Source organism: Methanoregula sp. (assembly GCA_041645435.1).
In the GTDB taxonomy this organism is placed as follows: Archaea; Halobacteriota; Methanomicrobia; order Methanomicrobiales; family Methanospirillaceae; genus Methanoregula.
The window spans coordinates 102,333-121,843 of sequence record JBAZQB010000003.1 but is presented as its reverse complement, the minus strand read 5'-3'; the positions used below and the strand labels follow the sequence as shown (position 1 = coordinate 121,843).

The 19,511-nt window shown below is 53.1% G+C and carries 17 protein-coding genes; 10 read left to right on the top strand and 7 right to left on the bottom strand.

Annotated elements, in window-relative coordinates; genetic code table 11:
- Positions 1-568: 568 nt before the first annotated feature.
- On the bottom strand, positions 569-2,800 hold the full coding sequence (locus WC593_07295) for a M13 family metallopeptidase (protein ID MFA4824950.1): 2,232 nt from the start codon (positions 2,798-2,800) through the stop codon (positions 569-571).
- Positions 2,801-2,992: 192 nt separating this feature from the next.
- Here WC593_07295 and WC593_07290 point away from each other — a divergent pair, with 192 nt between their 5' ends.
- Both WC593_07290 and WC593_07285 read left to right on the top strand, forming a co-directional pair.
- On the top strand, positions 2,993-3,166 hold the full coding sequence (locus WC593_07290; GenBank protein MFA4824949.1) for a type II toxin-antitoxin system Phd/YefM family antitoxin: 174 nt from the start codon (positions 2,993-2,995) through the stop codon (positions 3,164-3,166).
- 9 nt (positions 3,167-3,175) lie between these two features.
- Positions 3,176-3,442 carry a type II toxin-antitoxin system RelE/ParE family toxin gene (locus WC593_07285; GenBank protein MFA4824948.1) on the top strand — a complete coding sequence of 89 codons (267 nt, stop codon included), beginning with the start codon at positions 3,176-3,178 and terminating at the stop codon, positions 3,440-3,442.
- Between the two features lie 536 nt (positions 3,443-3,978).
- Here WC593_07285 and WC593_07280 read toward each other — a convergent pair.
- The gene (locus WC593_07280) at positions 3,979-5,412 is read right to left on the bottom strand and encodes a DUF1254 domain-containing protein (protein MFA4824947.1); all 1,434 of its coding nucleotides are present in this window, start codon (positions 5,410-5,412) and stop codon (positions 3,979-3,981) included.
- A 357-nt stretch (positions 5,413-5,769) separates the two neighbouring features.
- A complete protein-coding gene (locus WC593_07275; GenBank protein MFA4824946.1) occupies positions 5,770-5,976 on the bottom strand; it encodes a hypothetical protein in 207 nt (68 codons plus the stop codon).
- 624 nt (positions 5,977-6,600) lie between these two features.
- Here WC593_07275 and WC593_07270 point away from each other — a divergent pair.
- The 3 genes from WC593_07270 to WC593_07260 are packed head-to-tail and all read left to right on the top strand — an operon-like array spanning position 6,601 to position 7,375.
- Positions 6,601-6,783 carry a hypothetical protein gene (locus WC593_07270; GenBank protein ID MFA4824945.1) on the top strand — a complete coding sequence of 61 codons (183 nt, stop codon included), beginning with the start codon at positions 6,601-6,603 and terminating at the stop codon, positions 6,781-6,783.
- On the top strand, positions 6,780-6,986 hold the full coding sequence (locus WC593_07265; protein MFA4824944.1) for a hypothetical protein: 207 nt from the start codon (positions 6,780-6,782) through the stop codon (positions 6,984-6,986). The genes WC593_07270 and WC593_07265 overlap by 4 nt, the downstream gene beginning before the upstream one ends.
- A complete protein-coding gene (locus WC593_07260) occupies positions 6,983-7,375 on the top strand; it encodes a type II toxin-antitoxin system VapC family toxin (protein ID MFA4824943.1) in 393 nt (130 codons plus the stop codon). Before WC593_07265 ends, WC593_07260 begins: the two co-directional genes overlap by 4 nt.
- Positions 7,376-8,666: 1,291 nt before the next feature.
- Here the strand turns inward: WC593_07260 and WC593_07255 are convergent.
- From WC593_07255 to WC593_07240, 4 genes are all read right to left on the bottom strand, one after another.
- The gene (locus WC593_07255) at positions 8,667-9,302 is read right to left on the bottom strand and encodes a hypothetical protein (protein MFA4824942.1); all 636 of its coding nucleotides are present in this window, start codon (positions 9,300-9,302) and stop codon (positions 8,667-8,669) included.
- Between the two features lie 158 nt (positions 9,303-9,460).
- On the bottom strand, positions 9,461-9,814 hold the full coding sequence (locus WC593_07250) for a DUF86 domain-containing protein (protein ID MFA4824941.1): 354 nt from the start codon (positions 9,812-9,814) through the stop codon (positions 9,461-9,463).
- Positions 9,807-10,091: a nucleotidyltransferase family protein gene (locus tag WC593_07245; protein ID MFA4824940.1), complete on the bottom strand. Its 285-nt coding sequence runs from the start codon at positions 10,089-10,091 to the stop codon at positions 9,807-9,809. The genes WC593_07250 and WC593_07245 overlap by 8 nt, the downstream gene beginning before the upstream one ends.
- Positions 10,092-10,399: 308 nt before the next feature.
- Positions 10,400-14,989, bottom strand: coding sequence for a PKD domain-containing protein (locus WC593_07240; protein MFA4824939.1), 4,590 nt, complete (start codon positions 14,987-14,989; stop codon positions 10,400-10,402).
- Positions 14,990-15,038: 49 nt separating this feature from the next.
- On the opposite strand from WC593_07240, the gene WC593_07235 reads away from it, so the two are divergent.
- The 5 genes from WC593_07235 (at position 15,039) to WC593_07215 (ending at position 19,157) form a co-directional block, all read left to right on the top strand.
- Positions 15,039-15,377 (top strand): hypothetical protein, encoded by a 339-nt coding sequence (locus WC593_07235; GenBank protein MFA4824938.1) that lies wholly within the window; start codon positions 15,039-15,041, stop codon positions 15,375-15,377.
- A 121-nt stretch (positions 15,378-15,498) separates the two neighbouring features.
- The gene (locus WC593_07230) at positions 15,499-17,076 is read left to right on the top strand and encodes a carboxylesterase/lipase family protein (GenBank protein MFA4824937.1); all 1,578 of its coding nucleotides are present in this window, start codon (positions 15,499-15,501) and stop codon (positions 17,074-17,076) included.
- Positions 17,077-17,313: 237 nt separating this feature from the next.
- Complete coding sequence (locus tag WC593_07225; GenBank protein MFA4824936.1) at positions 17,314-17,721, top strand: cupin domain-containing protein; 408 nt, start codon at positions 17,314-17,316, stop codon at positions 17,719-17,721.
- 242 nt (positions 17,722-17,963) lie between these two features.
- Positions 17,964-18,485 (top strand): flavodoxin family protein, encoded by a 522-nt coding sequence (locus WC593_07220; GenBank protein MFA4824935.1) that lies wholly within the window; start codon positions 17,964-17,966, stop codon positions 18,483-18,485.
- A gap of 360 nt (positions 18,486-18,845) precedes the next feature.
- On the top strand, positions 18,846-19,157 hold the full coding sequence (locus tag WC593_07215) for a nucleotidyltransferase domain-containing protein (GenBank protein ID MFA4824934.1): 312 nt from the start codon (positions 18,846-18,848) through the stop codon (positions 19,155-19,157).
- Positions 19,158-19,511 lie beyond the last annotated feature (354 nt).

Genomic DNA, 19,511 nt, shown 5'->3' with positions numbered 1-19,511 from the left:
TAGCCCCCGGGTTTCGGAGGGGTGGGGCCCGGCTTCTACTATCATGGGGGGCACATGGGGCACTTAGACCCCATTTTCCGGAAAGTCTTACGAGAAAATTGTACAGAAAAAAGATCCCGGAAATGACCCTCAATGTGCCCCATGTGCCCCCGCGATTGTTTCCGGAACTGGCTCAAACCCTTCCGCAATCAGTCTTGTGTCACTTGTGTCACATTAACCCCCTTTTCTGGAAAGTCTTACGAGAAAATCGTACAGAAAAAAGATCCCGGAAAATGCCTTCAAAGTGACACAAGTGACACGCTTTTGATGGACATCCATGCCGGTGCCCGTTCCTGTACCGGGCAATTGCCAAACGGCATGCGATGACCGGTTCAAGGCTGGTCCGGTACGCGAGAGCCGGCCAGCCCCCGGGTTTCAGCGGGGACGGGTGGGGCCCGGCCTTCCGGTTCTGGAGTAGCTGAGCCCTTTCCGGAATCGTTCACTTTCCCAAAAGGTCCGGTAAGTGAATTTAACCGAGTCTAAAAAAGCGCCGGCACTTACATTTCTTCGCAGTTTTCTAAAAAAAAAGTTACCAGATGACCGGCCGATCGGTCACGTTCCAGTATAATGCATCCCCGGGCAGGATCTCCGGGAATGCTTCGTAGAACTCAGGAATATTGAAGACAACACCATTCACCCGGTACTTGGGTGCGCTGTGGGGATCGGTCAGGGTCCAGAGGCGTATTGTATCGTCACGGTCATTCTCTCTCCAGGTGGTCGCCGCACTAATGAAAAACTGCCGATCTGATGTACTGACAGCTGCCGTTCCTGATGACGGGTTCTTGTTCTCCTTCCAGGCATGGTATGCCAGGGTCAGGCCCCCGAAGTCTGCGATATTCTCGCCGAGCGTCAGGTTCCCGTTCAGGTTGAGCCCGGGAAGAACTTCGAATCCGTTGTACTCGGTAACGAGCATGGCCGTCCGGTTGTTGAAATTCTTCGCGTCCTCCTGCGTCCACCAGTCATTTAAGGTCCCGTCCTTGTCGTACTGCCGTCCCTGGTCATCAAAGCCGTGCGTCATCTCGTGGCCGATAAGCCAGCCGATAGTTCCGTAGTTCTGCGAGGGATCTGCGTTCGGGTCAAAGAACGGGGGCTGAAGGATCGCAGCAGGAAATACCATCTCGTTTTTTGTCGGGTCGTAAAATGCGTTCACGACCTGGGGTGCTACAAACCAGTTGTCCGGGTTCACCGGCTGTCCGATCTTATCGAGTCCATCGGGCCCGTGAATAAAGGAATATGCTGATGCAGAACGGACATTATTGACATACGAGTCCGAAAGCTCAAGACCCGAGTAATCCATCCACTGGTCGGGATACCCGATCTTCTCGCCCATGGCGGCAAGTTTCTCCCGGGCCTTTGCCTTTGTTTCGCTTCCCATCCAGGTCAGGTTTTCGATCCGGCCGTCAAAAGTTTTCCTGATAGTGGAGAACATCCCGGTCACCATGCCGCGTGTCCGGGGATCGATATAGGTTGCAACATATTCCCGGCCCACGAGATCACCCAGAGAATTGCTCTCCGTAGAAATGACGCGTTTCCACCGGGGTTTCATCTCTTCGGTTCCGTAGAGCGTCTTTGAATAGAATGCAAAACTCTCGTTCTCGAACGGTGCGCTGAGATACCGGGATGAACCATCGACGAGGTGGTACCGCAGGTACACTTTCCAGTCCTCAAGCGGTGCGGTCTGGAGCTGCGTGTTCAATCCCTCGACGTACCGCGGCTGGTAGACCTCTACGATACTGACCGGTCCCGAACCCGGGATAGTGCTTAAGGAATCCCACCCGATGGCCGGATATTTTTCTTCCAGCTCCTTGAGCGGATAGATGTTGGAGGTCTTTGCAGGAACCCGGTTCTCTTCGGACGTAAAATGACTCCGGGCAAGGGTCTCTTCCATAGCGTAGACGGTCTTTGCATCCGTTGTTGCCTGCTGGTCCGGCTCGCCCATCAGGACAAATACTTTGGCGATATGAGCCCGGTATTTATCCTGGAGTCCCCTGCTCTCTGTGTCGTTTCTCAGGTAATAGTCCCGGTCCGGAAGCCCGAGTCCGCCCTGGTAGAACCAGGGAACTATCTCGGTACTGTTCCGGGGATTTGAATCGGCGAAATAATAATACAATGGCCCGGATCCCTTTGCCAGGAGAGTGACGGTTGCATTCGTCAGGTCCTTACGGGAACTGATGGCGTCGATCATCGCGAGATCGCTTTTGAGGGGATGGGTTCCCGCGCTCTCGATCGCAGCGGTATCCATCCCGGACCGGTAGAACTGCCCGATGAGGGTGAGGTTCCGGTCCCCGTTCTTTGATGAAACATTCTCCGCTTTGAGGGAGAGATCAAGGAGATCACGGTCAACCTTGTCCATCAGTTCGTAAAAGGATCCATAGGCACTCTTGTCTGCCGGGATGGGATGGCTTCTGAGCCATGCATCGTTCACGTGCGTGTAGAAATCGTCACCCGGCCGGATGGACTCGTTCACGACAATTGCCTGCGTGGTTTTCGTGTCGGGAGAGTTCGTGCCGGTTGGGGTTGTGCTGGTGCATCCGGCCATGAGGATGCACGTGATAATAATGAGAATGAGAAACGCTTTTTTCACAATAGGTACTGGTTCGTTTTTTGGGAGAATAAGGGTTAGGGCGAAGGCGGGATGATCGGACCTGCCTTCCGGTTCAGGAGAAGCTGATCCCCTTCCGGTACCGCTCACTCTCCCAAAATCTCCGGTTCCTTCCCGTCCCGGTGCCCGTTCCTGTTCCGGACAATTGTCAAACGGCATGCGATGACCGGCTCAAGGCTGGGCCGTTACGCGGAGACCGGCCAGCCCCCGGGTTTCGGAGGGGTGGGGCCCGGGCCTTCTGGTTCCGGAGTAGCATTCGCAGCTGCCTTGAGTGGATGAGAATGGTCTTGATGACTGCAACAAAAAGCGATTATATCATCAGGTGAATACAACGTACAATCAGGAATTCCTATGAGTGCTGTTGAACAGTATGTTGTCGATGAGAACGGCAATAAGGTCGCAGTCATCCTCCCGCTCGCCGAATACCAGCACCTCAAGGAAGATCTTCATGATCTTGCCATGGTTGCCGAGCGGCGTGACGAAGGTACGATAAGCCTTGCCGAGTTGAAGAAACGCGTAATGTGAGCAGGGTTCATGGAACCGTATTCACTCTCTTTTAAAAAGAGCGCAGAAAAAGATCTCCGGAAAATCCCCAAAGAAATCGTCCTGCATATTTTTGATCATATTGAGAATCTGGTGAACGAACCGGTTCCCCACGATGCTTACAAACTTGCCGGTGCAGAAAATCTTTACCGGATTCGCGTTGGCGATTATCGTGTGATCTATCAGGTACTTCACGTGGATCGCGAAGTTACGGTGATCTATATCCGGCACCGGAGTGTGGCATACCGGGGATTGTAGATCGGCAATATCCTTTCTTCCGCGGTTCGCCCTCCCAAAATCTCCGGTACATTCACGTCCCGGTGCCCGTTCCTGTTCCGGGCAATCGCCAAACGGCCTGCGATGACCGGTTCAAGGCTGGGTCCGTTACGCGGAGACCCGGCCAGCCCCCGGGTTCCGGAGGGGGTGGGGCCCGGGCCTTCCGGTACCGGAGTAGCGGAGCCCTTTCCGGTACTGCTCACTTTTCCAAAAGTTCCGGTAAGTGAAATTCTCCGAGCCCCAAAAACGCCGGCACCGGCCAAACTCTTTAGTGCGTCACTTTGTACCCTTTTTTTTGGGAATTGTGGGGGTCCGGAGGTTCGCTGAACCAGAACAATGGTCAGGCACCGGTTACAAATCCTAAAAAAAAAGGTTGTTGTTGATTTTTTTATCCTGTCACACGTCTCATTTCGGGGATGTTCGTCCCGGAGGGTGTCCGGGCCCCCTCCCCACAAGAGGGCAGGGAAGACCCCAAATTTTTTTAGTCGGGATGCGGGGACTTCATCCTTCGTCGCCTATCACGGCACCGCTGTGATGGCCGGCGGCTGCCAGCCCGTGCCGTCGAGGATGCCGGGAATTGCGGACGGGTTCGGGCCCAGGAGCCGCCACATGACCTCGAATCCCTGCCCGGCGGGAGGAGTCGGGAGCCAGTTGGCGATCTTTGCCGGGTCTGTGGGCTGCGTGGCCTGGAGATAGAAGTCCACCGAACCGTCCGGGTTGACATTCGGAGCCGAGGTGTCGCTGAACTGGTACCGGTTGATCGGGTTTGGGACCATCTGCCCCTGAAGGGTGTAGACGGTCAGCGTCCAGCTCTCGCCCCCGGTCGGAGCAGTGGCCATGTGCAGGACATAGTTTTTCGATCCGTCGAGCGGCATCTTGTCATGGTCCGCCCAGCTGAGGGCATAGATTGCCTGGTCGGGGGTGAAGGCACCAAGACCGATCTGGCTGATGACTGCACGCAGCTTGTAATTGGTCCCGTACTGTCCGAAGCCTCCCAGCAGGTAGCCGTTGTGCTTGTCAAAACTTTCGAGGAAGAGGGAGACGGTGTCGTTTTTGATCTGCCCGGGACCGGCGGCCACGGCGTCTTCCATGCCCCGGATGGTGTCTTTGCTCAGGTGCGTGTTCTGCGAGGGATGCATCCCGGGTCCGATCCCGATCTCCGCGAACCGGGCCAGCGCGGGCTGGTCAGCAGCCGGCGGGGGGAACATCACGAGCTGCTGCCCGAGCATGTCGTAGAACGCGAGCCCGCCCGGCATCGTGGCGACCTGGACGGTGGTATTGGGATTGGTTGCGTTTATGGGCCGGTAGTCCGTGCCGTACTTACTGAGGGGCGTTAAGGTGTAACCGTCCTGGATACGGGTGACATTCGGGATATCGCCGCTCCCTTTGAGCTGGGTGGACCCGATGATCCAGATCCGGCTGTAGTTGACATCGACCCGGTGGGTCCCTGCCGGGATCGGCACCGCATGCTGGCCGGGGCCGGCGATGACGTAATCGCCCGGCACGGTATGGCTCGCGCTGCCGAAGTTTGCGACATTCGTGGTGTAGGGGTCGATCAGGGCGAGGACAAAGAAGTGGTCCGGTACCTCCGGCACGTGGAGGACCTGCGGTTCCCTGCTCAGGTCAAGCCACGCGATCGACGAGAGCGAACTCGCTCCCGGCGCCACGACCACCGTGCTTCCCGGGTTGTTCAGGGTGCGTACGTTATTGAACTGGTTGACCGGACCGAACGCACCGTTCGAGACATCGATGCTGGTCATGGTTGCAAACGTGGTGTTGGTCACGAGCAGGGGCAGGCCGTAGGTGTAGGCTTCGAGCCCGATTGCGTAGCCTTTGTTGTAGTCGGATGGTGAAACGGATGACGTGCAGGCCGCTGCCAGCAATGCAGCCGTTACCAGTACCGCACAAATACCCATGAACACTCGTCTTTGCGTAATCGCTCCGCCGATCATACCCGGACAGTGAAATTTTGCTTATTTTAAAGGTTTTGTTTTGGAGATATCCTCCCGGAATAAGAACGATGATTTTCGACCCCATATCAGGTAGGGGCCGGTATTCTCCCTGACTGCTGTGCGGTCACTGCCGGCAGGGCCGTTGGTCACGGAACCGATGAGTTCACCGGTTGGATCGATAAGGAAGAAATCGACTTTGTTCAGGATTATGACTGACTTTTAAAGGAAATCGGTTGGATTTTTTTTAACTAAAATTTTTTCAAAAGCACTAGTGGTCAATGACATTTAAAATTGTGAGGCATTCCTTCAGAACAGTATTTACAAGTTTAGTTGTCCCTCTCCACTAGTGCCCTACATTCATCCGGTATCCACGAGTTGGACACTATGGACACCATTTCCGGTTATTCTGGAAAGTCTTACGAGAAAATTGTACATAAAAAAGATCCCGGAAATCGTGAAAATGGTGTCCATGGTGCCCGGAACGGTACCGCTCACTCTTCCAAAATCTCCGGTACCTGCCCGGCCCGGTGCCCGTTCCTGTTCCGGACAATTGCCAAACGGCATGCGATGACCGGCTCAAGGCTGGGCCGTTATGCGAGGGAGGCCAGCCCCCGAGTTTCGGAGGGGACGGGTGGGGCCCGGGCCGTCCGGTTCCGGAGTGGCCGGAGCCCTTTCCGGTACCGTTCACTTTTCCAAAAGGTCCGGTAAGTACATTTCTCCGAGCCCCAAAACGCCGGCACCGGCCAGATCCGATGCTGTATGGGGAATAATGCAAATTGTTCCGGGTTTTTCCTCAGGGCACTAAGGGCACATGTACCCCTTTTTCGGGAAAGTCTTACGAGAATATTGTACAGAAAAAAGATTACCGAAAATGCCCTCTATGTGCCCTAAGTGCCCTGAGGTTCCGGGCCACAGGTCTCCCTTTGCCCCTTCCGGTACTGCACACTCTCCCAAACGCTCCAGTACCTGCCCGGTCCGGTGCCCATTCCTGTTCCGGTCAATTGTCAAACGGCATGCAATGACCGGCTCAAGGCTGGACCGTTACGCGGAGACCGGCCAGCCCCCGGGTTTCAGCGGGGACGGGTGGGGCCCACTCTCTCTGTGTCACTTGTGTCACTTTAACCCCCTTTTCCGGAAAGTCTTACGAGAAAATCGTACAGAAAAAAGATCCCGGAAAATGCCATCAATGTGACACAAGTGACACGCTCCGGTACCTGCCCGGTCCGGTGCCCGTTCCTGTACCGTGCAATTGTCAAACGGCATGCGATGACCGGTTCAGGGCTGGGCTGTTACAAAGAGACCGGCCAGCCCCCGGCTTCAGCAGAACCGGGAAAACTATATTCTCTTGTGGGAATAATGATGGTACAATGAATGAAATCCAGTACGTTTATGACGCCGGCGGCCATAAGAAAAGCGTCATAATACCCGTTGAACTCTGGGAGCGGACACTTCAGGTGCAAAAGCCGAGGCTTGCACCATGCAATCCGCAGGATTATTACGGGATATACCGTGACAGGATTAAAAATCCACAGGAAGTAGCGCGGGCTCTCCGAAGTGAGTGGAACCGCGGATGACCACCTATCTGATCGATACCAATATCCTCATCTATTATCTCGCGGGTGCAATTCCTGACAACGAGAAACCGGTCATTGACCAGATTCTTCAGGAATCTTTTAACATTTCAATCATCACCCGTATCGAACTTCTCGGTTGGAAAGATCATACTCCTGAAGGACTTGCCCAGGCACGACATCTTCTTGATTGTGCCCAGTGCCTTCCTCTTACTGATACCCTTGCGGAGAAAACCATTGATCTCCGTACGAGGGTAAATATCACCCTTCCCGATGCAGTTATCGCTGCCTCTGCCTTGTCTCTGGATGCGACTCTCGTTACCCGGAACGAGCGGGATTTTGATCAGGTGCCGGATCTGGTAATCTACAATCCGTTTAGTAAAACATCCTGAGTCTAATCCACCCGTTGTTCCCACAATATTCGCTGTCGCATACGCTAAGGCATGGTCTTCAGCGGGGATTGGTGAGGCCTGCCTTCCGGTTCCAAAACATCTAATCCCTCCGGCACTTCCGGCACATTGTACCTGTTTTCCGGAAACTCTCACGAGAAAAATGTACAAAATAAAGATCCCGGAAAATGCTGGCAATGTGCCGGATGTGCCGGTACTGGCACATCCCGGTGCCCGTTCCTGTTCCGGGCAATTGTCAAACGGCATGCAATGACCGGCTCAAGGCTGGGCCGTTACGCGAGAGTGGCCAGCCCCCGGGTTTTTGAGGGGACGGGTGGGGCCCGGGCCTTTCTCATGGTGGGCACATGGGGCACTTAGACCCCATTTTCTGTAAAGTCTTACGAGAAATCTGTACATAAAAAAGATCCCGGAAATGACACTCAATGTGCCCCATGTGCCCCATGTGCCCCATGTGCCCCATTTGTTCACTCACTCCCCCAAAAATTTCCGGTACTTGCATGTCCCGGTGCCCGTTCATGTACCGAACAATTGTCAAACGGCATGCGATCGCCGGCTCAAGGCTGGGCCGTTACGCGGAGACAGGGCCAGCCCCCGGGTTTCAGCGGGGCCGGAAATTTCCCGGCCGGACTTTTCCCGGAAAATTTTCAACCGGAATTTTCACGAAAATTTTTCCCGGCCCCCGCTCAAAAAAGATTTCACGCGATCTCTTCCGGAACGAAGTCCACCTCCAGGATAGTTTGCATGAACTCAGGGTTGGAAATAACGGGAAATTCACGTCGGTGTCAGACGTGAGAGTCCTTCGTTCCGGGCCTCAAAAAGGGGGTTCTTTTCCTTTTGACCGTGCTACCCCCCCAGCCCCTTCGGGTTTTGCCTCCCAATAGCGTACAATAGCGTTTCAGGGCTCGATGGAAATCGCTCCGTTTGGCTTAAATCATGCGGAAAACGCATATTCTAAAAATCTGTGTAAAAGTGCAGTGTTTTTGGCAAGTCGTTTGCGAAAATGATCATCAGAATGGACAATCGGGGGCCGTAGAGCGCCCGGATTGGGGGTGGGAGATAGGGTATCCGGGAGGGTTTTTGCCGACGGTAAATGGGTGCGATCACTGGATACTGCATAAGCTGAGGATTTTTTGCTAAGCCTTGCTACGTTTTCTAAACCCGTCGAATTCGATGGGTTTAAAATCCGGATTATTGAAACGTTTCCGTATTCCAGGAATCCAAATGTATTTCGATTCCGTACTCGGTTCCTGGTTACATCATCGGGGTTGTCCGGTCATAAAATACTCATCACTTTCACTCTCTTGATAGTTATCTCGGGAAAACCCATTCGCTCAACAATCAGTTTGGTTTTGGTATTTCTCACATACCCGCGTTTTGCCAACTGGAGTGGTAATTCAGGTGCAACAAGCTGAACCGAATGTGTGCCATTCAGTGCTGCCCGGATCCAGCGGCTGCGGGTCCACGAAGGTTTGAAGATCATGCGTTGTTCGGCAGGTGTCACATTCCCGCCATTCATGCAGGCATTGAGCGCAATATGCCAGCTCTGGAAGTCCATGAATATTCCATCAATGGTGTCAAACGAGAACACGGCAAGGTTGGTGAAATCTCCCTTGTGGTTGTAGATCTTTTGGTATCTCCCATTGACCATCTCACCGCCCGTCAGGTACCTCCAGTTATCTGCATAACCCGTCATGGGTAACACGGCATCAATCTGCCCGACCGCATAAAAAATGGGAAAGAACCCGGTTATCTCCTCCACCCATTCGTACGCAGGTAAAAATTCCGGATCAGAAAATTTCCGGTCCGGCCTGATTGTTCCAAACCGTACCGCATCCAGAGAGATGCAGTGATGAAAGAGAAGTTCTTCTGAAGAATTACTGCCGGAGGAAGATAGTACGGTATCACCCAATACGGATTGATAGTTTTGTTTTGATTATTTTCTGGTTGGATCGTGATCGGTTATCTTCTGTCAGGCTCACCGGCTATGCGAGTGGTACAGAAACCAAAACGTAAAACTGAATTAAAGAATCAAATAATTGATGAAAAAAGATCAGACCCGGGATTTTATTATTTGTTCTTCGCTTTCTCGTGTGCGATAATCGCGGCAATTTCTTTTTGTAAGACCGGGATCTTATGCACGATGATATCCCAGAGAATCTCCAGGTCAATGCCAAAATATCCATGAATCAGGGTGTCACGGAACCCGGCAACCGCTCTCCAGTCAGTTGCCGGGAACTGTGCCTTCAGGTCATCGCTCAGGTTCTTGACCGCTTCCCCGATAACCTCAAAATTGCGTACAACCGCATCAATTCGCATCCGATCGTTTTTGAACTTCTCAAATGTCAGGTCACCTACATACGACTGGATATTTCCTGCTGCCTCTGAAATATCGTTCAGGTAGAGCAGCTGGGACCTAGGCATAGACTACATCCTGAAGAATCGGATCCCGGATGAGGGGCTTGAGTGCCGCGTCCGTCACCAGATCAACTTTCCGCTTGAAGAGATCTTCGAGATAGAATTTGGTTCCCATAAAATTGTCAAACGTTTTCCTGCCGTTCTGGAATGTGACGAGAACGTCAACATCGCTGTCCGGCCGCTCCTCTCCGCGTGCGAATGAGCCGAAGATGCCGATTTTCGTCACACCGAACTGTTTTTTCAGTTCCGGTTCGTGCTGACGGAGGAGTGCGAGTGCGTCCATATATTCCTGTATGTGTGTGGTTGGTGTGTTCTTGTTATTAATGCATTTACGATTTCGGGAGTTTTATCAATTCCGCTGATCGCTCCCTCTCCCAAACACTCCGGTACATGCACGTTCCGGTACCCGTTCATGTTCCGGCAATTGTCAAACGGCGTGCGATGACCGGGACAAGGCTGGACTGTTACGCGAGAGCCGGCCAGCCCCCGGGTTTCGGAGGGGGCGGGTGGGGCCGGGGGGGCCGGGCCGGAAATTTCCCGGCCGGATTTTTTCGATAGGGGAAGTGTAACCCTTGGAGCTTTGAAAAAAAATTAATCGTAATCCCGGAACAGCGTCGGGTTCTGTCTCCGGATCCACCAGCGCCGGATCAGAAAACCTCCAGCGACAAGCACCACAACGACCCCCCCAATAATCGCGAGGGTCAGAAGCGGGAGAGCGGGTGCCGGTTGAGAGACCGCCGGTATGGCTGTGGTCTGCGTTGTTACGGATCTGACGACAACCGCAACGGGTGTGGGGGTTTTGGTAGCTGTTGCTGGTGACAGTTCACCATAGGTCTGCCCTGCTGGCGTAAGTGTTGCCAACGGTGTACCGGATGTGACACCGGCCTGTCCGGTGATCGCAAACCGCGAGAATCCGGGGCTTGCTGCCGTGTAATACGCGACTCCGTTTTCAACTTTGACCAGCGTTGTGGGGAGTGCAACCCATGTTTGTTCCACCAGATGGTACATGATGACATTCTGCGGGGTAAGTTGGTGTTCAGTCAGCCACGTGACCGGCACCTTGAATGAGATGATCGCTTCGCTGATGGTGGTGTACCGTGCAGGTGTGATATCCATATACTGGTACACGTTACCGGTCGGTGGTGTAGTGTTCTGTCCCGGCCCGGAGACTACGGTACCGGTTACGATAGCTCCGGAGATTCCTGTGCCGGTAATTGTAACCTGCGTGACGGCAGAATCACCGCCAACATTTACTTTAGTGGTTATGGGTACCTGCTGCGGGGTTACCATGCTGACGGGGCCATCGCTATCTCCGCCCCCACCGCCACCTCCGGAAGGACCGGGACCGGGTGTAGTACTTGTTCCACCGAGCCCAAATTCTGAAAATCCGTTCACTGAAGTTGCTATGAAATAATCAATACTTCCCGCATCGGTGACAACGAACGTAGTAGGCAGCATCTGCACTACCCCGGTATCAGAGTACCTGAAGATCCTTATCGCACCAGTACCTCCATTTGCAAGAACCCATGTGTGACTGGCGCTCATGTTTATGATCACGCCGCTTGCAGTGAGATTTCTATTGAACGGTGCAGCACCGCCAATTTGCAATGTGTATGCGATATTTCCCAATGTCAGACCGTTGTTTGTTGCAGCAAGCTGGAACGCATTCGTTACTGTTGTATTAGCTCCGGGTATAATCTCCTGCTGAAGTGTGCCGCTTGTTGTCTGGTTCTGTCCAATGATAAGTGATGTGCTCACCGTTCCAAGACCCGGTAATGATGCTGTAAATGGGGTGCTGTCCATCGTGACATTGGAAACTGATATGTTTACATAGCAGGTATTTTTCGTAATATTCGCGCCGTCAAAGGTATATTTCTGCCACCCGAGTGCAGGATTGATCACAAGAACCTGAGTGGTGGTATTTGTTACGGTCATTCCCGGATCACAAGTGGAAACATTAACATTAGTCTGTCCACCGTTTGTCGTTTGGGTGATATTTGCATTTGCTGTGCTATTCTGTCGGGAAACCGCAGCGACTGATATATACTGAGACATCGTTTTGGCATTCGATCCGAAGGCATTGGCTGCAGTCAGCTTTACCGTGAAGTAGCCGGAGGTTACATACGTGAATACCGGATTCGTTGATGAGCTGGTGTTTCCGTCACCGAAAACCCAGTTCCAGCTTGTCGGAGTTCCGGTTGAGGTGTCTGTGAAGGTCACGGCAAGTGGAGCCGTGCCTGATAGGGGAGTCCCGGCGAAGTTGGCGACCGGGGCTGCCGGCGCGGCACTCACATTCACCCACGTAATTCCGGATATACCGGAGCCTCCGCTGTTTGTTGCGGTTAAATTGACCGACCAGTTCCCTGCAACAAATGCCTGTGTGGCGTTATTGGTTGTGCTGAACTGTTCCCATGCGGCAACAGTGAGATTGTTTCTACCCCATTTCCACGCTGTCGGAGTGTTCGTTGATGTGTCGTTGAACACCATGCTAAACGGTGCAACACCCGCCCAGCCCTGCGAGGAAGTGTTGGTTGCTACTGATGTGTTCGTGGAACTGAAACTGGCGACGGGAGGAGTTCCCGTAGCTGCCGATACATTCACCCACGTGACCTGCGTTGAAATGCTCGACCCTAACGTGTTCGTTGCGTTCAGTTTGATCGTGTAGTTGCCTGCCGTTTTGAATTCGTACGATATGTTTGCCAGCGTCACGGTGGTGGTATTGATGTAAAACGGTACATTATTGCCGGTTACATTCGTTGCGTTCCAGACCCAGCTTGTCGGTGGACCGGTCGATGTGTCATTGAACACCATGCTAAACGGTGCAACACCCGCCCAGCCCTGCGAGGTAGTGTTGGTTGCTACTGATGTGTTCGTGGAACTGAAACTGGCGACCGGGGTTACCGGAGCGGCACTCACATTCACCCACGTGACCTGCGTTGAAATGCTCGACCCTAACGTGTTCGTTGCGTTCAGTTTGATCGTGTAGTTGCCTGCCGTTTTGAATTCGTACGATATGTTTGCCAGCGTCACGGTGGTGGTATTGATGTAAAACGGTACATTATTGCCGGTTACATTCGTTGCGTTCCAGACCCAGCTTGTCGGTGGACCGGTCGATGTGTCATTGAACACCATGCTAAACGGTGCAACACCCGCCCAGCCCTGCGAGGTAGTGTTGGTTGCTACTGATGTGTTCGTGGAACTGAAACTGGCGACCGGGGTTACCGGAGCGGCACTCACATTCACCCACGTGACCTGCGTTGAAATGCTCGACCCTAACGTGTTCGTTGCGTTCAGTTTGATCGTGTAGTTGCCCGCCGTTTTGAATTCGTACGATATGTTTGCCAGCGTCACGGTGGTGGTATTGATGTAAAACGGTACATTATTGCCGGTTACATTCGTTGCGTTCCAGACCCAGCTTGTCGGTGGACCGGTTGATGTGTCGTTGAACACCATGCTAAACGGTGCAACTCCGGACCAGCCCTGCGAGGTAGTGTTGGTTGCTACTGATGTGTTCGTGGAACTGAAGCTGGCGACCGGGGTTACCGGAGCGGCACTCACATTCACCCACGTGACCTGCGTCGAAATGCTCGACCCTAACGTGTTCGTTGCGTTCAGTTTGATCGTGAAGTTGCCTGCCGTTTTGAATTCGTACGATATGTTTGCCAGCGTCACGGTGGTGGTATTGATGTAAAACGGTACATTATTGCCGGTTACATTCGTTGCGTTCCAGACCCAGCTTATCGGAGTACCGGTCGATGTGTCGTTGAACACCATGCTAAACGGTGCAACACCCGCCCAGCCCTGCGAGGTAGTGTTGGTTGCTACTGATGTGTTCCTGGAACTGAAACTCACCACGGGCGCCAGACTCCTTCTGAACTCAAGGCGTGCGCCGACCACCGCATACGTATACGACGCAATATCAGATGGAGCCAGAGCCCCGATCCCCGCGTTCCCGGCATCATTACAATAGCCGCCCGACTGCAGAATATTTGGAGAGGCAGCAGTTTCTGATCTCGGCGCATAATAATAATCCGATAAATAGGAGTTTGTATATCCTGTAGTACTAGTTTGTGACGGTAGGAATAACGGTCGGGCAACATCCGTATTAGTTAAATTTATTTGCCAGCCTTCTGGGGGAAGTGCTCCGACAGATTGGTTGTCGTTTACCCCCAAGGGAATGGCAAATGTTGTTGCCTGACCGGTTAGTCCCAATCCCGTTGCATTAATTACATTAGAACCGGTTGTTGTTGCGGCAAACCCGTCCTGGAACTGCCAGACATTCCCCCACAGGTTTTCAATACCTCTGTAGGATACAGGGGTGTTACCATAGAGACCCGTCCCGTTACCCGTGGCATTAATTGTGTAGATTGCTGCATCGATGCCATCCGCTCCACTGTTTTTAGGGGTGGAGCCACCAGTATCAACAATTCCCCTCGAACCCGTCCATGCTGTCTGACTGTCTAAGGTAACCATTTCGGTATAGAACAGTTGTCGTAACGCTGATAACGTCCAGACGTTGGTTATACCCCACCCGGCACCTTTGTTTTCAGCGTAGGTTCGTGCGGAAGCGATAGTCATATCCACTTTCGGCGATTTGTCGGTTGCACTTTGTAATTTACTGCCAACCAGATTCGCATCGTATCTGCCTACGTAATAGTATGCTGCTGCTGTTCCCGCTTCGGTTCCGGTACCCCGTTGGTTGAACATCGGTGCTGCGGTATAATGGAGTGCTTCTTGTGCAGTGGGTGAAATCCAGTAAGAGAAATTCCCATTGGCATAGGTACTGCACGTATAAAATAGCGGGATCTCCACCATCACATCCCCGTATGTGCCGGTTAAATCCAAACCGTCACCACGATTGTTTGTGCCGTAGAGAACCGGCGTAGAGTTGGTTGCATTTACCACAACCGTTTTCATGCCACTCCACGGCGGGTGAGTGTTGAACCAGTCCCCGGTCGCATTAGGAATTACCGCCCCGTCTGAATCTATCTGATACAACCGGGGGGAAGGATCTGATGTGTTCCACCGGAACCCGATAACACCGTCGATTGCTGCTGCGCTTACGGGCGATGTTCCGACAATTGCCAGAATAAGAATCAGAATGAAAAAAAGTTTCCTGTTAAACAGTTTTGGAATAATCGCTTCGAATAATCGTCTCGATTTATCAATCGAAATAATCACAGTATGTGTTTGTTCAGATCTTGTAAAAAAAGTTGTTGTAAATTCAAAAATGCCCTGCATGGCACCCGACTCGTTCCGGATTAGCCGGGCCCATTCTGGTACCGTTCCCTCTCCCAAAATCTCCGGTACCTGCCCGGTCCGGTGCCCGTTCCTGTTCCGGGCAATTGTCAAACGGCATGCGATGGCCGGCTCAAGGCTGGGCCGTTACGTGGAGACCGGCCAGCCCCCGGCTTTCAGCGGGGACGGGTGGGGGTCCGGGCTTTCCGGTAGCGTAGTGGCCGGAGCCCTTTCCGGTACCGTTCCCCCTCCCAAACGCTCCGGTACATGCCCGTCCCGGTACCCGACCTTTACGGGCTCCGTCTCACCCCAACCGGCCCCGGCTGCATAACCGTTCTACAGTGACAAAAACCCATCTCCCGGCCACTCCAAAAATTCGATTGTATCCAATTTACCAAGAAAACCGTTGTTCATGCCGAAAAATAATAAGCCATCAAGATAGAGATCGTATCGTGACCCGGATTCCGGGAAAGACGGTGCTTGTTGACGATGTGACACATCGACTCCCCCTTTGTCTTATAATGATTGTACTTCTACTTACCGGGTTCATCCTTTTCATGGGATGTACCAGTACGGTTACGGATTCCAGCATTGTCAGGACAGAATCCGGCCCGGTCTCCGGAACCTCCTCTGACGGCATCAGGGCTTACCTCGGCATACCCTACGCAGCGCCCCCGACCGGTGACCTGCGGTGGAGACCACCGGTCCCGGCCCAGCCATGGCAGGGTACCCGCCCGGCAACCGCATATGGGCCGGCATGCCCGCAGGTTGTCCAGTCAGATAGATCTGCAGAAGGCCAGCCGGGGAATATGAGCGAGGACTGCCTGTACCTGAACGTCTGGACCCCGGCCTTGAGCCCGGATGAAAAACGTCCGGTCATGGTGTTCATCCACGGCGGCTCGTTCCTTCAGGGAGCGGGCTCCATACCTCTCTATAACGGGACCAGCCTTGCAAAAAAAGGCGTTGTTCTCGTCAACCTGAATTACCGCCTGGGACCGCTCGGATTTCTGGCCCATCCTGCTCTCGCGAACGAGTCCTTGAAGAACTCTTCGGGCAACTATGGATTGCAGGATCAGGCCGCTGCCCTCCAGTGGGTAAAGAAAAATATCGCGGGATTCGGCGGGGATCCGGATCGCATCACGATCTTCGGGGAATCTGCCGGTGCTACAAGTGTTCTTGTCCATCTCGCGGCCAATGACACGAGGGGGCTGTACCGGCAGGCGATTGTCGAGAGCGGGCCCCTGTGGACAAACGGGTCTGCGTTAAATATCATCAGCTCGAAGGCAGAAGCCGAACAGTATGGCATAGAATATGCAAAAAGCCTCGGGTATGAAGGCCCGGACGCTATCAGGAATATGCGGAGTCTGGATGCATGGACCCTTGTCAATGCAACACCCGATCCGGCATCGGCATTCTGGAAGGTCCACACGCTCCGGTTCAAACCTACTGTTGACGGCCTCCTGATTCGTGAGGATCCGGAGAAGATCTTCTTTGAGAAACGGCAGAACCCGGTCCCCCTTATTATCGGGACCAACACTAATGAAGATTCTACGCTCGCCGCAAATACCGGGATGAACGTTACCCAATACAACACCTATATCCGGTCTCGCTTCGGCGAGTATGCCCCGGAAGTCCTAAAAAAATACCCGGCTACAACTACAGAAGAGGTCCAGCAGCAGATGGGGCGGATCATGACGGATGTTGATTTCAGCGCTGCGGCAAAGTTTGTTGCCGGGTCGCAATCGCAGCTGAACCCGAACACGTACCTGTACCGGTTCTCGTATGTGATGCTGCCGGACAGTTCGCTTGGTGCATTCCATGGCGAGGAACTCTTCTTCGTCTTCCGGCCTTCTTCGATTGTCCCGGATCCCGCTGGCGCCCGGGTCTCCGATATGATGATGGATACCTGGGTACGGTTTGCAAAGAACGGCGATCCGGCCGGTGGCAATGTCACGTGGCCGCAGTACACCCGGGAAAAAGGTCAATACCTTGACATCGGGATAAACCCGGTCGTGAATATGGGGTACTGATTTTTCTTAAATTTTTCAGTTCGGATACGTTCTTTTGAATTCTCCTCCAAAAAGCATGCGATCACCGGCTCAAGGCTGGGCCGTTACGCGGAGACCGGTCAGCCCCCGGGTTTCAGTAAAAAAATTGCGTATTTCATAAGACTTTAAGACGTGTCGTAACCTTTATCCTTTATCGTTCTGTTTATTCTCTCATCGGGAAGCATGTCATCCCGCATATCGTACTGAGGAAAACAAACCATGGCTCAAAAACTCTCGCCCAATCTCACCAATGTGACGTATCACAGATTATATGCAGACGCACAGGGGGGTTCGCACTTTGATACAGTAACGGTCGAACAGAATCTCGCGACTGGAGCGCCCCCCGCTGCCCCGTTCTACATCTCCGTGGACAAACCCGCGTCGAAGTATCGCTTCTATTCGTTTCAGCCCGGCTGGATCGGCGACTGGCACCCCTGTCCCACCCGGCAGTTCCTGGTCCTCATGTCGGGTGCAGTGGAAATGGAGACAACCGATGGCACGGTAAGGCGGTTGGGACCGGGGGACCTCGTCCTGCTGGAGGATACCTCGGGCAAGGGCCACGTGACCAGGAACATCGGTAACGGGTACTCTATGTTCTTCGTGGTCCCCGTCCCCCAAATCCAATAAGTGCATGTTTCGTTGCCCGTTCCTGTTCCGGGCAATTGTCAAACGGCATGCGATGGCCGGCTCAAGGCTGGGCCGTTACGTGGAGACCGGCCAGCCCCCGGGTTTCAGCGGGGACGGGTGGGGCCCGGGCCTTCCGGTTCGAGAAAAAGATCCCGGAAAAATCAGGTCTTGATTTTAATGATTTGCCGGAGAGCAATCTGGATTAAGTTCAAAAGATATCTGTTCTAAGAAAAGGTAAAAAAATGGAAACGAATGAAAAAGTGCCCGGGGATCAGTTGCCAAAGAATGCTCTCGTAGTTGTGTTTTCCTATCATCACAAAAATACCGAGAAGATCGCTCACGTCATCGCAAAAGTGCTTGGTGCACCGGTAAAATCACCACAGCAGGTTAATCCTGACGAGATTTTAGAGTATGACCTTGTAGGTTTTGGCTCAGGGATCTATAGCGCGACATTCGATGCATCCATCCTCGACCTTGCCGACCGGCTGCCGCAGGTAAACAATAAAAAAGCATTCCTCTTCTCGACCTATGGAGCCCCGGCCTTCGCGGCCAACAGGGAATTTGTTGAGAATAACCACTCACAGATCCGGGAAATACTGAAGTCAAAAGGGTACACGGTCATCGGTGAATTCGGGTGTGCGGGGTGGAACACGAACAGTTTCTTAAAATATTTCGGGGGTCTCAACAAGGATAAACCCGATGCCGAAGACCTCAGGAATGCGGAAGAGTTTGCCCGGGACATGAAGCAGAAAGCCCAGGGATAAAGGGCAATTACGAGTGAACCGGATGGCGCCCGTTCCTGTTCCGGCAATTGTCAAGCGGCTTGCGATTCCCGGCTCAAGGCTGGGCCGTCACGCGAACCGGCCAGCCCCCGGGTTTCAATAGGGACGGGTGAGGACTGCCTTCCGGTTCCGGAGTAGCTGAGCCCTTTCCGGTATCGCTCACTCTCCCAAAACTCCCCTTTCGCGAAATTCACCGAGCCCCAAAAACGCCGGAACCGGCCAAACTTTCCACTCCCGTATGGAGATCCCGATTGATCCGAGGCTTTGTCATCGCAAGCACTATCAGGGAGAACGATCACCACATTACTAAGAAACAGACTCCCAAGAGTCCGGGATCTACCCATGCACCGCATCATCGAGCAGAATTTAGAAGAGATAATCAGGATATGTACTCACCGCAGGGTCCGCCGTCTCGCAGTATTCGGCTCAGCGACAGATGACCGGTTTGATCCTGACAGGAGTGATCTTGATCTGCTCGTTGAATTTGAAAAGATGCAACCCGCGGAGCATGCAGACCAGTACTTCGGGCTCGCAGAGGATCTCGAACACCTGCTCAATCGCCCGGTTGATCTTGTCGAGCCGGGTGGAGTCCGCAATCCATATTTCCGCAAATCCCTTGAAGATACGCAGGTCGAAATTTATGCAGCCGCATGAGACAAAGAAATATTTTTTCGATATCGCAGAAGCTTCCGATCTGATTGCACAATTTACTGCCGGTAAGACTCTTGCCGATTACCAGAACGATCCTCTACTTTGATCGGGTGTCGAGCGCCAGTTTGAAATAATCGGAGAGGCGCTCAATCAAGCCATCCAGCACGATCCTTCTGTTGCAGAATTGATCAGCAACTCATCGAGAATTATTTCTTTTCGTAACCGGCTGACTCATGGGTACGCAACAATTTCAGACAAAGTTGTCTGGGGTGTACTGGAAACCAACCTGCCCACGCTCAACCGCGAAGTGAAGGCTCTCCTGGAAAGAGCTGATGACTAATTTATAATAGCACTCGT

Coding starts and splice junctions, on each gene's coding strand:
- WC593_07215 (MFA4824934.1), top strand. CDS start 18,846: ATGCACCGCATCATCGAGCAGAATTTAGAAGAGATAATCAGGATATGT.
- WC593_07285 (MFA4824948.1), top strand. CDS start 3,176: ATGGAACCGTATTCACTCTCTTTTAAAAAGAGCGCAGAAAAAGATCTC.
- WC593_07260 (MFA4824943.1), top strand. CDS start 6,983: ATGACCACCTATCTGATCGATACCAATATCCTCATCTATTATCTCGCG.
- WC593_07275 (MFA4824946.1), bottom strand. CDS start 5,976: ATGCCGTTTGGCAATTGTCCGGAACAGGAACGGGCACCGGGCCGGGCA.
- WC593_07265 (MFA4824944.1), top strand. CDS start 6,780: ATGAATGAAATCCAGTACGTTTATGACGCCGGCGGCCATAAGAAAAGC.
- WC593_07235 (MFA4824938.1), top strand. CDS start 15,039: ATGCCCTGCATGGCACCCGACTCGTTCCGGATTAGCCGGGCCCATTCT.
- WC593_07245 (MFA4824940.1), bottom strand. CDS start 10,091: ATGGACGCACTCGCACTCCTCCGTCAGCACGAACCGGAACTGAAAAAA.
- WC593_07290 (MFA4824949.1), top strand. CDS start 2,993: ATGAGTGCTGTTGAACAGTATGTTGTCGATGAGAACGGCAATAAGGTC.
- WC593_07280 (MFA4824947.1), bottom strand. CDS start 5,412: ATGATCGGCGGAGCGATTACGCAAAGACGAGTGTTCATGGGTATTTGT.
- WC593_07250 (MFA4824941.1), bottom strand. CDS start 9,814: ATGCCTAGGTCCCAGCTGCTCTACCTGAACGATATTTCAGAGGCAGCA.
- WC593_07295 (MFA4824950.1), bottom strand. CDS start 2,800: ATGCCGTTTGACAATTGTCCGGAACAGGAACGGGCACCGGGACGGGAA.
- WC593_07225 (MFA4824936.1), top strand. CDS start 17,314: ATGGCTCAAAAACTCTCGCCCAATCTCACCAATGTGACGTATCACAGA.
- WC593_07220 (MFA4824935.1), top strand. CDS start 17,964: ATGGAAACGAATGAAAAAGTGCCCGGGGATCAGTTGCCAAAGAATGCT.